15 protein-coding genes are annotated in these 14,273 nt (G+C 68.1%); 11 read left to right on the plus strand and 4 right to left on the minus strand.

The annotated features are described in order from the left end of the window. Nucleotides 1–19: 19 nt before the first annotated feature. The 4 genes from ahpF to POS15_RS14485 all read left to right on the plus strand — a co-directional run bounded on the left by ahpF (nt 20) and on the right by POS15_RS14485 (nt 4,222). On the plus strand, nt 20–1,612 hold the full coding sequence (gene ahpF, locus POS15_RS14470; RefSeq protein WP_019182411.1) for an alkyl hydroperoxide reductase subunit F: 1,593 nt from the start codon (nt 20–22) through the stop codon (nt 1,610–1,612). A 91-nt stretch (nt 1,613–1,703) separates the two neighbouring features. Next, nucleotides 1,704–2,660, plus strand: a complete 957-nt coding sequence (oxyR, locus tag POS15_RS14475; RefSeq protein ID WP_019182412.1) for a DNA-binding transcriptional regulator OxyR — start codon at nt 1,704–1,706, stop codon at nt 2,658–2,660. Between the two features lie 138 nt (nt 2,661–2,798). Further along, on the plus strand, nt 2,799–3,206 hold the full coding sequence (rnk, locus tag POS15_RS14480; RefSeq protein ID WP_019182413.1) for a nucleoside diphosphate kinase regulator: 408 nt from the start codon (nt 2,799–2,801) through the stop codon (nt 3,204–3,206). Between the two features lie 53 nt (nt 3,207–3,259). Beyond that, nucleotides 3,260–4,222: a transaldolase gene (locus POS15_RS14485; RefSeq protein ID WP_046271992.1), complete on the plus strand. Its 963-nt coding sequence runs from the start codon at nt 3,260–3,262 to the stop codon at nt 4,220–4,222. Between the two features lie 260 nt (nt 4,223–4,482). Here POS15_RS14485 and msrA read toward each other — a convergent pair whose 3' ends face one another. Both msrA and POS15_RS14495 read right to left on the minus strand, forming a co-directional pair. Continuing rightward, nucleotides 4,483–5,136 (minus strand): peptide-methionine (S)-S-oxide reductase MsrA, encoded by a 654-nt coding sequence (msrA, locus tag POS15_RS14490; RefSeq protein WP_284129654.1) that lies wholly within the window; start codon nt 5,134–5,136, stop codon nt 4,483–4,485. 30 nt (nt 5,137–5,166) lie between these two features. Continuing rightward, nucleotides 5,167–5,433, minus strand: a complete 267-nt coding sequence (locus tag POS15_RS14495) for a DUF2007 domain-containing protein (protein ID WP_019182416.1) — start codon at nt 5,431–5,433, stop codon at nt 5,167–5,169. Nucleotides 5,434–5,578: 145 nt separating this feature from the next. Between POS15_RS14495 and POS15_RS14500 the strand changes: the two genes are divergently transcribed. The 4 genes from POS15_RS14500 (at nt 5,579) to POS15_RS14515 (ending at nt 9,669) form a co-directional block, all read left to right on the plus strand. After that, nucleotides 5,579–7,327 carry a glutamine--tRNA ligase/YqeY domain fusion protein gene (locus POS15_RS14500; protein ID WP_019182417.1) on the plus strand — a complete coding sequence of 583 codons (1,749 nt, stop codon included), beginning with the start codon at nt 5,579–5,581 and terminating at the stop codon, nt 7,325–7,327. Nucleotides 7,328–7,529: 202 nt separating this feature from the next. Then, the gene (locus POS15_RS14505) at nt 7,530–8,090 is read left to right on the plus strand and encodes a nucleoside deaminase (RefSeq protein WP_019182418.1); all 561 of its coding nucleotides are present in this window, start codon (nt 7,530–7,532) and stop codon (nt 8,088–8,090) included. 24 nt (nt 8,091–8,114) lie between these two features. After that, nucleotides 8,115–9,161: a 23S rRNA (cytidine(2498)-2'-O)-methyltransferase RlmM gene (gene rlmM / locus POS15_RS14510; protein WP_019182419.1), complete on the plus strand. Its 1,047-nt coding sequence runs from the start codon at nt 8,115–8,117 to the stop codon at nt 9,159–9,161. Between the two features lie 112 nt (nt 9,162–9,273). Further along, entirely contained in the window at nt 9,274–9,669 is a 396-nt protein-coding gene (locus tag POS15_RS14515; RefSeq protein WP_019182420.1) for a hypothetical protein, read from the plus strand. A 9-nt stretch (nt 9,670–9,678) separates the two neighbouring features. Here the strand turns inward: POS15_RS14515 and POS15_RS14520 are convergent, their stop codons facing one another. Together POS15_RS14520 and ubiH are read right to left on the minus strand one after the other, a co-directional pair. Further along, entirely contained in the window at nt 9,679–10,854 is a 1,176-nt protein-coding gene (locus tag POS15_RS14520) for a UbiH/UbiF family hydroxylase (protein WP_284128346.1), read from the minus strand. After that, nucleotides 10,851–12,056, minus strand: a complete 1,206-nt coding sequence (gene ubiH, locus POS15_RS14525) for a 2-octaprenyl-6-methoxyphenyl hydroxylase (RefSeq protein ID WP_284128347.1) — start codon at nt 12,054–12,056, stop codon at nt 10,851–10,853. The genes POS15_RS14520 and ubiH overlap by 4 nt, the downstream gene beginning before the upstream one ends. A gap of 86 nt (nt 12,057–12,142) precedes the next feature. Here ubiH and POS15_RS14530 point away from each other — a divergent pair, with 86 nt between their 5' ends. From POS15_RS14530 to POS15_RS14540, 3 genes are read left to right on the plus strand one after another with little or no spacing between them, the layout of a single operon-like run. Next, a complete protein-coding gene (locus POS15_RS14530; protein WP_284128348.1) occupies nt 12,143–12,727 on the plus strand; it encodes a hypothetical protein in 585 nt (194 codons plus the stop codon). 18 nt (nt 12,728–12,745) lie between these two features. After that, the gene (locus POS15_RS14535) at nt 12,746–13,300 is read left to right on the plus strand and encodes a cob(I)yrinic acid a,c-diamide adenosyltransferase (protein ID WP_070426656.1); all 555 of its coding nucleotides are present in this window, start codon (nt 12,746–12,748) and stop codon (nt 13,298–13,300) included. Nucleotides 13,301–13,334: 34 nt separating this feature from the next. Continuing rightward, the gene (locus POS15_RS14540; protein ID WP_019182425.1) at nt 13,335–14,246 is read left to right on the plus strand and encodes a histone deacetylase family protein; all 912 of its coding nucleotides are present in this window, start codon (nt 13,335–13,337) and stop codon (nt 14,244–14,246) included. Nucleotides 14,247–14,273: the final 27 nt, after the last annotated feature.

Here is a 14,273-nt window from a genome sequence, read left to right on the forward strand (position 1 = left end):
CTGAATCAAGGAGTTTTCGATGTTGGATGCCAACCTCCAGTCCCAGCTGAAGACCTATCTGGAACGTGTCACCCGTCCGATCCAGATCACGGCGCACGTGGATGACGGCGCCAAGTCGCAGGAGATGCTCGAGCTGCTGAACACGCTGACCACGCTGTCGGCGCAGATCAGCGTGGACGTGCGTCGCGACAGCAGCGAGCGCACGCCCTCCTTCGCGCTGACCACGCCCGGCCAGGACATCCATCTGGTGTTCGCGGGCCTGCCGATGGGCCATGAGTTCACCTCGCTGGTGCTGGCCCTGCTGCAGGTCGGCGGCCACCCGTCCAAGGCCACGGCCGAGCTGATCGAGCAGGTGCGCAACCTGGAAGGCGAGTACCGCTTCGAAACCTACTTCTCGCTGTCCTGCCAGAACTGCCCGGACGTGGTGCAGGCATTGAACCTGGCGGCGGTGCTGAACCCGCGCATCCAGCACGTGGCGATCGATGGCGGCCTGTTCCCGGCCGAGGTGGAAGCGCGCCAGATCATGTCCGTGCCGACCGTGTACCTCAACGGCGAAGTGTTCGACCAGGGCCGCATGACGCTGGAACAGATCGTGGCCAAGCTCGATACCGGCGCGGCCAAGCGCGATGCCGAAAAGCTCAGCACCAAGGCACCGTTCGACGTGCTGGTGGTGGGTGGTGGTCCGGCCGGCGCAGCGGCAGCGATCTACGCCGCACGCAAGGGCATCCGCACCGGTGTGGCCGCCGAACGCTTCGGTGGCCAGGTGCTGGACACCATGGCGATCGAGAACTTCATCTCGGTCAAGGAAACCGAAGGTCCGAAGCTGGCCGCCGCGCTGGAACAGCACGTGCGCGAGTACGAGGTGGACATCATGAACCTGCAGCGCGCCACCGCCCTGGTGCCCGCCGGCGATGATGGCCTGGTCGAAATCAAACTGGAAAACGGTGCATCGCTGAAATCGCGTTCGGTGATCCTTTCCACCGGTGCACGGTGGCGCCAGATGAACGTGCCCGGCGAAGATCAGTACCGCAACAAGGGCGTGGCGTACTGCCCGCATTGCGACGGTCCGTTGTTCAAGGGCAAGCGCGTGGCGGTGATCGGTGGCGGCAACTCCGGCGTGGAAGCTGCGATCGATCTGGCGGGCCTTGTGACGCATGTGACCCTTCTGGAATTTGATGACAAACTGCGTGCCGATGAAGTACTGCAGAAGAAGCTTCGCAGCCTGGGCAACGTCACCATCATCACCAGCGCCCTCACCCAGGAAGTGCTGGGCGATGGCCAGAAGGTGACGGGCCTGGTCTACCAGGACCGCGTCGGCGGCGATTCGCACCGGGTGGAACTGGAAGGCATCTTCGTGCAGATCGGTCTTCTGCCCAATACCGAATGGTTGAAGGACACGGTGGCGCTGTCACCGCGTGGCGAGATCCTGATCGACGACCGCGGCCAGACCAGCGTGCCGGGTGTCTTCGCCGCAGGCGATTGCACGACCGTTCCGTACAAGCAGATCGTCATCGCGATGGGCGCCGGTTCCACTGCGGCACTGAGCGCCTTTGATCACCTGATCCGCACCTCCGTTCCCAAGAGCAGCGGCGCTGTCGCCGAAGCTGCCTGAAACGTTTCGGTTCCCGGTTCGCCGGGATCCTTGTCTGTCTGCTGGGTAGCCACGCCATCACCCGGTCCATTGCCGCAAGAGGTCCAAGGAAATGAACCTACGTGATTTGAAGTATCTGGTGGCGCTGGCCGACCACCGCCATTTCGGCAAGGCGGCCGCCGCCTGCTTCGTCAGCCAGCCCACCCTGTCCACCCAGATCCGCAAGCTCGAGGACGAGCTGGGGTTGCCGTTGGTGGAACGTGCCCCGCGCAAGGTCATGCTCACCCCGGCCGGGGTGGAAGCGGCCGCGCGCGCGCGCACCATCGTGGCCGAGGTGGAGCAGATGAAGGAAGCCGCACGGCGCAGCCGCGATCCCGAAGCCGGCACCGTCCGGCTCGGCATCTTCCCGACGCTGGGCCCGTATCTGCTGCCGCATGTGATCCCCAACATCCGCGAGCGTTTCCCGCAGCTGGAACTGCTGCTGGTCGAGGAAAAGAGCGATGAGCTGCTGACCCGGCTGCGCGAGGGCAAGCTCGATGCCGCCCTGCTGGCACTGCCGCTGGACGATGACCAGCTGCACGCCGAGTTCCTGTTCGAAGAGCCCTTCCTGCTGGCGGTTTCCCAGCAGCACCCGCTGGCACGCCGCCAGCATCTGGACGTGCAGGAGCTCTCGTCGCAGAAGCTGCTGCTGCTCGAGGATGGACACTGCCTGCGCGACCAGGCGCTGGCCGTCTGCCGGTTGTTTGGCGCCAACGAGAAATCGGAGTTCCGCGCCACCAGCCTGGAGACGCTGCGGCAGATGGTGGCTGCCGATGTGGGCATCACCCTGCTGCCGACGCTGTCGGTCAAGCCCCCGGTTCCGCGCTCGGACAACATACGCCTGCTGGACTTCAGCGGCGATGACCGCCCCAGCCGCCGCATCGCGATGGCCTGGCGCCGCAGTTCGGCGATGACCGGGTTCCTGGAACAGCTGGCCCAGCAGTTCAAACGGCTGCCGCAGGGCCTGCTCGCGCTGGAGTCCACCGACGTTCCGGGTGCCACGGCCACGCCGCTGCAACGCGCTGGCTGAGCCTGGCTGAACCGGCCGGCGGGGCCGATACGCCGGACGGGTCGCATCCGTCCACGATTGTCAGCACAATAGGACGAGGCGGTGCCAGCAGGCGCCGCCTTTTTGCATGGGTCTTCCACAAACGCAAGGAGCTACACCATGTCCACTTCCAGCGGACTGCCCCCTTCCATCATTGTTTCAAGCCACGACATGGACCGCCTGGACGCCATGCTCGAGTCTCCCGCTGTCAGCCAGACCCCCGCCGGGATCGCCCTGGCCGAAGAACTCAACCGGGCGACCGTTGTGGCGCCGGACCAGGTTCCCGAGGGCACCGTCATGATGCATTCGCGCGTGGAGTGCGAAGATGAGCTGCAGAACGAAAAGCACGTTCTGACGCTGGTCTATCCGCGCGAGGCCGATGTTGAACAGGGCAAGGTATCGATCCTCGCACCGGTGGGCACCGCCCTGCTGGGCCTGTCGATCGGCCAGACCATGGATTGGGTGGCACCGGGCGGCCGCAAGCTGCGCCTGCGGGTGACCGCCGTCCACCACCAGCCCCACGCCTGACCCCGCCTGCTGCGTCGTCGCGCAGGTTCCACCGTTTCGTCCCAGGAGTTGCAATGAGCACCGTTTCGCTGTCCAAACTCTCCCAGCTGCGTGATCTGTCCGTGGTGGTTGCCGATACTGGCGATTACGAGGCGATCAAGCGCTTGAAGCCGGTCGACTGCACGACCAATCCCACCCTGGTGAAGAAAGCGCTGGACCTGCCGGTGTACGCCGATCTCATCGAGAGCGCGCTGGCCTGGGGCCGCGAGCAGGGTGGCGAGCGCGAGGCGGTTGTCCACGCGGTGGCCGATCGCCTGACCGTGGGCGTGGGCACCCTGCTCAGCACCCTGGTGCCGGGCCGGGTCTCGACCGAGGTCGATGCCGACCAGGCGCACGACACCGCAGCGACGGTCGCCAAGGCGCGCCAGTTCATCGCCATGTACGAGGCGGCCGGCGTGCCGCGCAGCAAGGTGCTGATCAAGATCGCAGCCACCTGGGCAGGCGTGGAGGCAGCGCGCCAGCTGCAGGCCGAAGGGATCGACTGCAACCTGACGTTGATCTTCAATCCCACCCAGGCGCTGGCCTGCAGTGAGGCCGGTGCGTTCCTGATTTCGCCGTTCGTGGGCCGCATCCTGGATTGGTATGTGGCCAACGGACAGGCGCCGGCAAGCATCGATGAAGACCCGGGCGTGGTGTTCGTGCGCGGCGTGTATGCCGAGTTCAAGCGCCGTGGTTCGCCGACGGTGGTGATGGGTGCCTCGTTCCGTTCGACGGCGCAGATCGAGGCGCTGGCCGGCTGCGATCGCCTGACGATTTCGCCGGACCTGCTGGAGAAGCTGGACGCCGATCATGGCGAGCTGCCGCGCAAGCTGGTGGCCGGTGCGGCGGAGCCGGTGCAGGTGACGCCGATCGATGCGGCGCGCTTCGCGGCGGATCTGGCGGCCGACCCGATGGCGACGGAGAAGCTGGCAAGCGGTATCGATGCGTTCGCCAAGGATCTGGAGGCGTTGCGCCAGACGATCCGCGAGCGCCTGTAAGCGCTGGCGATTGGCTCGCTATACAAAAGGCCCCGCACTGCGGGGCCTTTCGTTTTTGGCGCTTGCGGCAACTGCAACTGCAACTGCAGCTGCAACCGCAACCGCAACCGCTCACTTTCGTCGGGGTTGGCGCGATGTGGGCGCGATTGCTGGACGCGCCGTCGACACATGGCGGGTGCGTCCGGGTGCGCAGTACAGCAGTGAACCCAAGGCCGTCTATTGGACCGGGTAGAGCCGACCGTTGGTCGGCTCCCACGTGATCAGGCACCCACACCGATCGGGCAACTGACGCCGGTGCCACCGATGCCGCAGTAGCCGTTGGGGTTCTTGGCGAGGTACTGCTGGTGGTAATCCTCGGCGTAGTAGTACTCGGGCGCCGGAAAAACGATATCGGTGGTGATCGCGCCGTAGCCGCTGTCGTTCAGGCGCTGCTGGTAGGCATCACGGCTGGCCAGGGCGGCGTCGAGCTGGGCCTGGGTAGTGGCGTGGAGCGCGGAGCGGTACTGGGTGCCGGTATCGTTGCCCTGGCGCATGCCCTGGGTGGGATCGTGACTTTCCCAGAAGACCTGGAGCAGGCGCTCGAGCGGGACGATGGCCGGGTCGTAGACGACCTCGACGATTTCGGTGTGCCCGGTAAGGCCGGAGCAGACTTCTTCGTAGGTGGGGTTCGGGGTGACGCCGCCGGCGTAGCCGACCGAGGTCGAGTAGACGCCGGGGATCGTCCAGAATTTGCGTTCAGCGCCCCAGAAGCAGCCTATGGCGAAGCGGATGCGCTCCAGGCCGGTGAAGCTGTCTTTCAGCGGGTGGCTGTTGACGTAATGCTGGTTGTGCAGCAGTGGCAGCGGGTGCTCGCGGCCTGGCAACGCCTCTTCCGGGCGCGGCAGGCGCTGCTTGAAGGCGCCGATGCCCAACAGACCGTTTCCAATACCCAACATGGCGTTCTCCTAGGCCGGCAACAGGCCGGCGCTTTCGTCTCCATCGAACATGGGGGCGTCCGGGGCCGCGCCCAAGTCCAGCTGGGCGACGATGTCTTCGGCTTCGGGACGGGCCAGGTCGGGGACGCACACGCGCAGGACGCCGAACAACGGGAGTTCGCCCATGCCGCCCAGCAGGGATTCGCCGAAGACGAACGCGGGGATTCCCGCATCCTCCAGGGCGTGTTTGACCAGATGGGCGTCGAACAGGTTGTCGGCCTGGTAGATCACGTGCATGGGCGGGCTCCGGAGGGCATGGGGCCAGCATACGCCCGGGGGCTGAAGGCGTGCCGACCAACGGTCGGCACCTACCCGTTTAGCCTGTCGCCTTACGACAGGCTAAACTGTTGGTCTTTCTACCTTTTAACTGCGACCGCGCATCATGTCCGAGTCTACCGCCGCCCCCACCGACGCCCTTCCGGAAACCCAGGAAAAACGGGATTTCATCCGTCAGATCGTCCGCGAGGACCTGGCCGGCGGCAAGCATGCCGCGATCAAGACGCGCTTCCCGCCCGAGCCGAACGGCTACCTGCACATCGGCCACGCCAAGTCGATCTGCCTGAACTTCGGCATCGCCGGCGAGTTCAACGGCGTGTGCAACCTGCGTTTCGACGACACCAACCCGGCCAAGGAAGACCCGGAGTACGTGGCCGCGATCCAGGACGATGTGCGCTGGCTGGGCTTTGAGTGGAACGAGCTGCGCCATGCCTCGGATTATTTCGATGCGTACTATCTGGCTGCCGAAAAGCTGATCCGCGACGGCAAGGCCTACGTGTGCGACCTCTCGGCCGAGGAAGTGCGTGCCTACCGCGGCACCCTGACCGAACCGGGTCGCCCGTCGCCGTTCCGCGACCGCAGCGTCGAGGAAAACCTGGACCTGTTCCGCCGCATGCGCGCGGGCGAGTTCCCGGACGGTGCGCGCACCGTACGGGCCAAGATCGACATGGCCAGCGGCAACATCAACCTGCGCGACCCGGCCCTGTACCGGATCAAGCACGTTGAACACCAGAACACCGGCAATGCATGGCCGATCTACCCGATGTACGACTTCGCGCATGCACTGGGCGATTCCATCGAGGGCATCACCCACTCGCTGTGCACGCTGGAGTTCGAAGACCACCGCCCGCTGTACGACTGGTGCGTGGACAACGTCGATTTCGCCCACAACGACGCGCTGACCCAGCCGCTGGTCGATCGCGGCCTGCCGCGTGAGGCGGCCAAGCCGCGCCAGATCGAGTTCTCGCGTTTGAACATCAACTACACGGTGATGAGCAAGCGCAAGCTGATGGCGCTGGTCACCGAGCAGCTGGTGGATGGCTGGGAAGACCCGCGCATGCCGACCCTGCAGGGTCTGCGTCGCCGTGGCTACACCCCGGCGGCGATGCGCCTGTTCGCCGAGCGTGTGGGCATCAGCAAGCAGAATTCGCTGATCGATTTCAGCGTGCTCGAAGGCGCGCTGCGCGAAGACCTCGACAGCGCCGCCGCGCGCCGCATGGCGGTGGTCGATCCGGTCAAGCTGGTGCTGACCAACCTGCCCGATGGCCACGAAGAAACCCTGACCTTCTCCAACCATCCCAAGGATGAGGCCTTCGGTACCCGCGAGGTGCCGTTCGCCCGCGAGCTGTGGATCGAGCGCGAGGATTTCGCCGAGGTTCCGCCCAAGGGCTGGAAGCGCCTGGTGCCGGGCGGCGAAGTGCGCTTGCGCGGCGCCGGCATCATCCGCTGCGATGAAGTGATCAAGGACGCCGACGGCACCATCACCGAACTGCGCGGCTGGCTGGATCCGGAATCGCGCCCGGGCATGGAAGGCGCCAACCGCAAAGTCAAGGGCACCATCCATTGGGTCAGCGCCGTGCATGCGGTGCCCGCCGAGATCCGCCTGTACGACCGTCTGTTCTCGGTGCCGAACCCGGACGACGAAACCGACGGCAGGACCTATCGCGATTACCTCAATCCGGACTCGCGCCGCACCGTCACCGGCTATGTCGAGCCGGCCGCAGCCAGCGCCGCGCCGGAGCAGTCGTTCCAGTTCGAACGGACCGGCTACTTCGTGGCCGACCGCCGCGACCACACCGCCGCCAAGCCGGTGTTCAACCGCAGCGTGACCCTGCGCGATACCTGGTCGGCGTAAGCTGCACCCGGCCGGTGCCAGGCACCGGCCACCGCGTGACCCCGGCGCGGCCCTGCATCGGCAGGGCCTGCGCTCCAGATTCCCTGCGACCGGCGCAGCCCTGCGCCGGCGTGCGCGTGGCCGCGTTCAGCGCGGGCACGGCATCCCCGGGCGCGGCCCGATACACTGCCGCTGCTCCATCTTTGAAGAGGTTCATGTCCCGATGCTGTACGCGCAAGTCCATCTCACCCTGCCCGCCTGGATCCACGACCAGATCGATCTGGGCCGTGTCTATCCCGAGGACGCCGACAAGGTCGCGCTGGCGATTGAACTGTCGCGCCTGAATGTCGAGGCACAGAGCGGCGGCCCGTTCGGCGCCGTGGTGTTTGGGCCGGATCATCGCGTGATCGCCGCCGGCGTGAACCGCGTGGTGCCGCATACGACCTCGCTGGCGCATGCCGAGAACATGGCCTACATGCTGGCCCAGCAGCGCCTGCAGACCCCGCGCCTGAACGATGTGCTGTCACCGATCACCCTGGCCACCTCCTCGCAGCCGTGCTGCCAGTGCTACGGCGCCACCATCTGGGCCGGCATCGATCGGCTGCTGATCGGTGCCAGCGCACAGGACGTGGAAGAACTAACCCCGTTCGATGAAGGCCCGCTGCCGGCGGACTGGATCGGCGAACTCAACAAGCGTGGCATCGAGGTCGTGCGCGACATCGAGCGCGACGCCGCGCGCGCGGTGCTGCGCCAGTACGGAGAGATCAACGGTGCCCATTACTGATATCCGCGCTTCGGGCGCGATGCGATGAGCGGCCTGCTGTGTCTGTGCCGCCAGGGGTTTGAACCGGAACTGGCCGCCGAGCTGTCCGAGCGTGCGGCCTATGCCAACGTGGCCGGCTATGTGCGCACCCAGCGCAATGACGGTTACGTGGTGTTCGTCACCGACGAAGGTGCGGCGCTGTCCAAGGCCCTGTCCTGGCGCTCGCTGATCTTCGCCCGGCAGAAGCTGCAGGTGCTGGCCGAACTGCCGCAGCTGGATGCTGCCGACCGCATCACCCCGATCCTCGCCGCCCTGCAGGGGCAGCAACGCTTCGGCGACATGTGGGTCGAACATCCGGACTCGGACGAAGGCAAGCCGCTGGCCGGCCTGGCCCGCGCGTTCGGCAATGCGCTGCGCCCGGCGCTGCGCAAGGCCGGCCTGCTGACCGACAAGCCGAACACCGGCCTGCCGCGCCTGCACATCGTGTTCGTGGATGGCCGTCATGCCTTCGTGTGCGTGGCCGACACCCGCGACAGCGCGCCCTGGCCGCTGGGCATTCCTCGCCTGAAGCTGCTGCCCGACGCGCCCTCGCGCTCGGCGCTGAAGCTCGATGAAGCCCTGCTCACCCTGATGACGCCCGAAGAGCGCGAACTGTTGGTCAAGCCGGGCATGCGCGCGGCCGACCTGGGCGCTGCGCCGGGCGGCTGGACCTGGGTATTGACCCGCCAGCACCTGAAGGTGATCAGCGTGGACAACGGCCCGCTGCGCGAGCACGTGCTGGAGACCGGGCTGGTTGAGCATCTGCGCGCCGATGGCTTCCATTGGCAGCCGGAGACCCCGCTGGACTGGATGGTCTGCGACATGGTCGAACAGCCCCGCCGCGTGGCCGAACGCATGGCCACCTGGTTCCGCGAGGGCTGGTGCAAGCATGCGATCTTCAACCTCAAGCTGCCGATGAAAAAGCGCTGGGATGAAACCCGCATGTGCCTGGAGCTGTTCCAGGAACAGGCCGGCAGGCCGCTGCATCTACGCGCCAAGCAGCTGTACCACGACCGCGAAGAAATCACGGTGCTGGCCTCGCCGCTGCGCTGACCCACGCGCACCGCCGGTAGAGCCGGGCCATGCCCGGCTGGCGCGCAACGCGCGGCAATGATCGAAGCACGCGCCGGTCGCCCGGCGCCACTACGTCAAGAACGGAGATTCCATGCGACGCCGATCAAACCTCATCCTGCTGCTGACGCTGCTGCCCACGCTTGCCCTGGCCCAGGTCCGCCCGCCGTCACCGGCGGTCAGCGAACCGCTGCGCGAGGTCCCCGCGAGCGTGCGCGCACAGCCGTTGTCGCAGGGCGAGGTGACCCATCAGGTCACCCTGGCGGCGCCGGCAGGCGAAGCTGCGGTAACGGTGCGTTCGGTGCAGCCGGTGAGCGTGGTCGGTCAGTACCGGATCGCGTTCGCGGCGCTGGATGTCGACGGCGACGGCTTCATCAGCCGTACCGAAGCGCAGGCCAACCCGACCCTGGCCGATGAGTTCAACGCGCTGGACGTGAAGCGGCGCGGCAAGCTGGACCGCGCCGACCTGGCCGGCTGGCTGATCGACTGAGCGCGCGGGTCACAGCCCCGCGGCGCGCTTCCAGAACATCGACACCAGCGGCGGCAGCTTGCCGGCGCAGCCCAGCGCGCGCCCGCGCGCCAGGGTCAGGTGCATTTCATCGTTGGAGAACACCGTATTGATCGCATCGAAGCTGTACGCAGCGACGGTGTTCTCGCTGCGGCGCTCGCGCGCCCAGCGCTGCAGGCGGTGCGGTGACATCCAGTCCTGGCGGCGCTGCTGTGCAGCCAGCACCATTGCCCGCAACGCAGCCACATCACGCAGGCCGAGGTTGACGCCCTGCCCGGCCAGCGGATGCACCACGTGGGCCGCATCCCCCAGCGCAAGCACGCGGCCGGCGACGTAACCGGTCGCCAGCTGTCGGCGCAGCGGGAAGGCCGCGCGCCTGGAGGCCAGCGTCATCGCGCCCAGGCGGCCGGCAAAGGCGTTGGTCAGCTCGCGACCGAACGCCGCATCATCCAGCGCCAGCACGCGCTCGGCCTCGGCGTCGGGCAGGGTCCACACGATCGAGCTGCGGTGCGTGCCGATCGGCAGCACCGCCAGCGGGCCGGTCACCAGGAAGCGCTGCCAGGCCGTGGCTTCGTTGGCTTTTTCGGTATCCACGTAGGCGACCACGCCACGCTGGCCGTACTCCTGGCGCGTGACCTCCAGCCCGGCCAGCCGGCGCAGGGTGGATTCGGCCCCGTCCGCGGCAATCGCCAGCGACGCCTCGAGCCTGCGGCCGTCATCCAGGCGCAGGCGCACCCCGTTGGCGTCCTGCTCCAGGGCTTCCACCCGCGCCGGGCAGCACAGCTGCACGCCGGCCGCCGGCAGCGCCGCCCACAGGCGGTCCACCAGCAGATCGTTCTCCACGATCCAGCCCAGTTGTTCGCGGCCTAGCGTGTCGGCATCGAAGCGCAGTTCATCGCCACCGGCCGCATCCCAGACCCGCATCCGGCGGTAGGCACACGCCCGCGCCGTGCTCACCGCCGGCCACACGCCGAGCGAGGCCAGCAGCTGCGTATTGTCCGGCGCGAACGCATACACGCGCAGGTCCGGCTGCTGCGGTTGCCACGCGGCGGGCTCGCGGCCTTCGACCAGCGTCACCGTCAATCCGGCATCGGCCAAGGCCAGGGCGCAGGCCGCACCGACCACGCCGCCGCCGACCACCACCACGTCCTGCGGGCGCCGGCTCACAGGCCGGCTCCGCGGCACAGCGCCGGCACCTGACCACGGAAGCCCATCGCGCCCCCCACCAGCATCGACTGCATCGGCGTCGCCTGTGCCGCCAGCAGGCCGAGCGACCGCAGCGGCCGCATCAGCGGCGCCGGGTTGCTGGTCAGGCGCGCCAGCCCACCGGAGAAGGCGATGGTCTGCTCGCGGTCTTCAAGACGTCGGGCCACGTGTTCGCGCAGCAGCGCATCGCTGCCGGCATCGTCGGCGTCGGCCACGAGTTCGGCCAGGGTCAGCGCATCGCGCAGGCCCAGGTTGAAGCCCTGTGCGCCCAGCGGATGGATGGTCTGCGCGGCATTGCCCAGCAGGACCGTGCGCTCACCGACCAGCGCGCGCGACAGCACCTGGATCAAGGGGTACGCGCTGCGTGGCCCACTCTCCAGCAGGCGGCCGGCACGCCAGCCGATGGCCCCCTGCAGCCGGCTCACCCAGGCCGCATCGTCCAGCGCCATCACCGCCTCGGCCTGCTCGCGGGCAACGCCGTGCACCGCACCGAAGTGGCGGTCGCCACGCGGCAGCAACGCGGTCGGGCCGGTGTCGGTGAAGCGCTCGTACGCGGCGCCGTCCGGCGCACGTGCGGCGCGCACCCGCGAGACGAACAGGGTCTGCTCGAAATCATGCTCGTCCACCTCGATCCCCAGCGCCTCGCGCACGCCGCTGCGGGTGCCGTCGGCACCGACCACCAGGCGCGCCAGCAGGCAGCGCTCACCGCTGTCATCGGCGATGAAGACCTGGCGATACCCGTCCACCGTGGCGCCCAGGCGCACGAACCGGGCCGGGCGATAGCGGGTCAGGTGGGCCAGCGTGTCCAGCCGCGCCTCCAGCGCCTGGCCGAAATCGCGGGCGACCACGACCTGGCCGAACCACGGGCGCTGGTACTGCGCGGCCGCCATCTGCACCCGACCGAAATCGCCTGCGCGGCTGACATGGATGCGGGTGATCGGGCCGGGCGCAGTAGCCAGCTTCTGCATCACGCCCAGTGCGGTCAGCGCGTTGACCGTGGCGGCCGCGAAGCTGAGGTTGCGCTGGTCGAACACTGCCGGCAGCGTGCCCAGCGGCGAAGCCTCGACCAGGCCGACATCACGGCCGGCACGGTCCAGGGCGATGGCCAGGCTGGCACCGACCAGCCCGCCGCCTACGATCACTACATCATGTCGTTCACTCATGCCCGCCATGATAAGGGTTCGGGCGGCGTGCGGCGGGGTGCCGCAGCAGGCGCTAGAATGAATGCCTGCCCCCACCCGTCACCGCCATGACCTCCACTGCCCACCGCGCCTTCGTCCTGTCCGTGCTCGTGCTGCTGATGGCGGCCACGCGGGTCAACCATTTCGCGGCGATTCCGGATGCGTCCTGGGCGGTATTCTTCATCGGCGGCTTCTACCTGCGCGCGTGGACCCGCGGGGCGTTTCCGCTGCTGATGGCGGTGGCGGTGCTGGTCGACTGGATCGTCATCCGCCGCAGCGGCCTGGACTTCTGGCAGCACTACTGCGTGTCACCGGGCTACTGGATGCTGCTGCCGGCCTATTTCGCCATGTGGAGCGGCGGCATGCTCCTGCGCGCCGGCTATCACGGCGCCAGCTGGGCCGCGCTGGGCAAGGGCGCGCTGCTGCTGGTCGCGGCAGTAGCGGTCTGCCACCTGTTCGCCCAGGGCGGTTTCTACTGGACCAGCGACAACGTCGCCACGCCCACCTTCAGCGGCTGGGCGAAGAACTACGGCGACTGGTTCCTGCCCTACCTGCGTACCGCCGCGGTCTACGTCGGTCTGGCCGCCGCCCTGCAGCTGGCGACCGAACAGGTCGGCAAGCTGCTGCAGGCGCGCCGCGACGTGCTGCGCTGACCGCGGCCGGAGGCGACCGTGGGCAACCGCTTGTCCCGCATCTATACGCGCACCGGTGACGACGGCAGCACCGGCCTGGGCGATGGCAGCCGCGTGGCCAAGGACGACGCCCGGGTGGCCGCCTACGGCACCGTCGATGAAGCCAACTCGGCGCTGGGCGTGCTGCTTGCGGTGCCGCTGCCGGCCGATGTGCGTACCCTGCTGACGGTGATCCAGCACCAGCTGTTCGATCTGGGCGGCGAGCTGTGCATCCCCGGCCATGCCGCCATCCACGCCGCCGATATCCAGGCCCTGGAGCAGCAGCTGGATCACTACAACGCCGATCTGCCGGTGCTCAAGGAGTTCATCCTGCCCGCCGGTGGCGAAGCCGCCGCGCGCTGCCACCTGGCCCGCACCATCGTGCGCCGCGCCGAGCGCGAGACCGTCACCCTGGCGCGCCGGGAGACGGTCCGCCCGGAAGCGCTGCATTACCTCAACCGCCTGTCGGACCTGCTGTTCGTGCTTGCGCGCGTACTGGCCCGTGCCGACGGCCACGGCGAGGTGCTCTGGCGCCACGAGCGCCGCCACGCCTGAGCGGCCCCGCCGCCCCACCGGATATCCTGCCCGCATGCTGGTTTTCACCCACCCCGCCTGTCTGCAACACGATCCCGGCCGCGGCCATCCCGAATGCCCGGCGCGCCTGCAGGGGGTACTTGATGCGCTGAAGGCGGCCTATCCGGACCAGCTGGACTGGCGCGAAGCACCGCCCGCCAAGCTCGGCGAGCTGGCCCGGGTCCACGACAGCGAACTGATCGACCTGGTGCTCAAGCCGCAGACCGAGCCGTTGCGCCTGATCGACATGGACACCATGACCTCGCCCGGCTCGGCCAGCGCGGCCCTGCATGCAGCCGGTGCCGGCGTCGCCGCCGTGGATGCGGTGATGCTCGGCGACGACCCGGTCGCCTTCTGCGCGGTGCGCCCGCCCGGCCACCACGCCAGCGCCAGCACCGCCATGGGCTTCTGTCTGTTCAACAACATCGCCATCGCCGCGGCCTACGCGCGTGACCGCTATGGGCTGGAGCGGATCGCCATCGTCGATTTCGATGTGCACCACGGCAACGGCACCCAGGACATCTTCATCGCCGATCCCGGCGTGGCCTACTACAGCACCCACCAGGCCGGGCTGTTCCCCAACTCCGGCCTGCGCCGCGACCGCGGGGCCGGCAACCTGATGAACATCCTGCTGCCGCCGGGCAGCGGCGGCTTCCGCTTCCGCAACACCTGGGCCGACGAGATGCTGCCGGCCATCGATGATTTCCGCCCGCAACTGCTGCTGATCTCGGCCGGCTTCGATGCGCACATGCGCGATCCGCAGGCCGACCTGATGCTGGAAACCGAGGATTTCGCCTGGATCACCACCGAGCTGCGCGGCCTGGCCCGGCGCCACGGGGCCGGCCGGATCGTCTCCATGCTCGAGGGCGGTTACGACCTGCAGGCCCTGGCCGAGTGCAGCGTGGCCCACGTCGGCCAGCTGCGCTGAGCCGCGCGGGGCCGCCCGGCGAATGAA

The organism is Stenotrophomonas sp. BIO128-Bstrain (genome assembly GCF_030128875.1).
Taxonomy (GTDB): domain Bacteria; phylum Pseudomonadota; class Gammaproteobacteria; order Xanthomonadales; family Xanthomonadaceae; genus Stenotrophomonas; species Stenotrophomonas bentonitica_A.

Excerpts from the sequence above, each read along its gene's own strand:
- POS15_RS14495 (WP_019182416.1), bottom strand. The coding sequence starts at position 5,433 with ATGCACGTGATCTACCAGGCCGACAACCTGTTCGACGCCCATCTGGTC.
- POS15_RS14540 (WP_019182425.1), top strand. The coding sequence starts at position 13,335 with ATGCTGGTTTTCACCCACCCCGCCTGTCTGCAACACGATCCCGGCCGC.
- ubiH (WP_284128347.1), bottom strand. The coding sequence starts at position 12,056 with ATGAGTGAACGACATGATGTAGTGATCGTAGGCGGCGGGCTGGTCGGT.
- rnk (WP_019182413.1), top strand. The coding sequence starts at position 2,799 with ATGTCCACTTCCAGCGGACTGCCCCCTTCCATCATTGTTTCAAGCCAC.
- POS15_RS14485 (WP_046271992.1), top strand. The coding sequence starts at position 3,260 with ATGAGCACCGTTTCGCTGTCCAAACTCTCCCAGCTGCGTGATCTGTCC.
- ahpF (WP_019182411.1), top strand. The coding sequence starts at position 20 with ATGTTGGATGCCAACCTCCAGTCCCAGCTGAAGACCTATCTGGAACGT.
- POS15_RS14530 (WP_284128348.1), top strand. The coding sequence starts at position 12,143 with ATGACCTCCACTGCCCACCGCGCCTTCGTCCTGTCCGTGCTCGTGCTG.
- POS15_RS14500 (WP_019182417.1), top strand. The coding sequence starts at position 5,579 with ATGTCCGAGTCTACCGCCGCCCCCACCGACGCCCTTCCGGAAACCCAG.
- POS15_RS14505 (WP_019182418.1), top strand. The coding sequence starts at position 7,530 with ATGCTGTACGCGCAAGTCCATCTCACCCTGCCCGCCTGGATCCACGAC.
- POS15_RS14515 (WP_019182420.1), top strand. The coding sequence starts at position 9,274 with ATGCGACGCCGATCAAACCTCATCCTGCTGCTGACGCTGCTGCCCACG.
- oxyR (WP_019182412.1), top strand. The coding sequence starts at position 1,704 with ATGAACCTACGTGATTTGAAGTATCTGGTGGCGCTGGCCGACCACCGC.
- rlmM (WP_019182419.1), top strand. The coding sequence starts at position 8,115 with ATGAGCGGCCTGCTGTGTCTGTGCCGCCAGGGGTTTGAACCGGAACTG.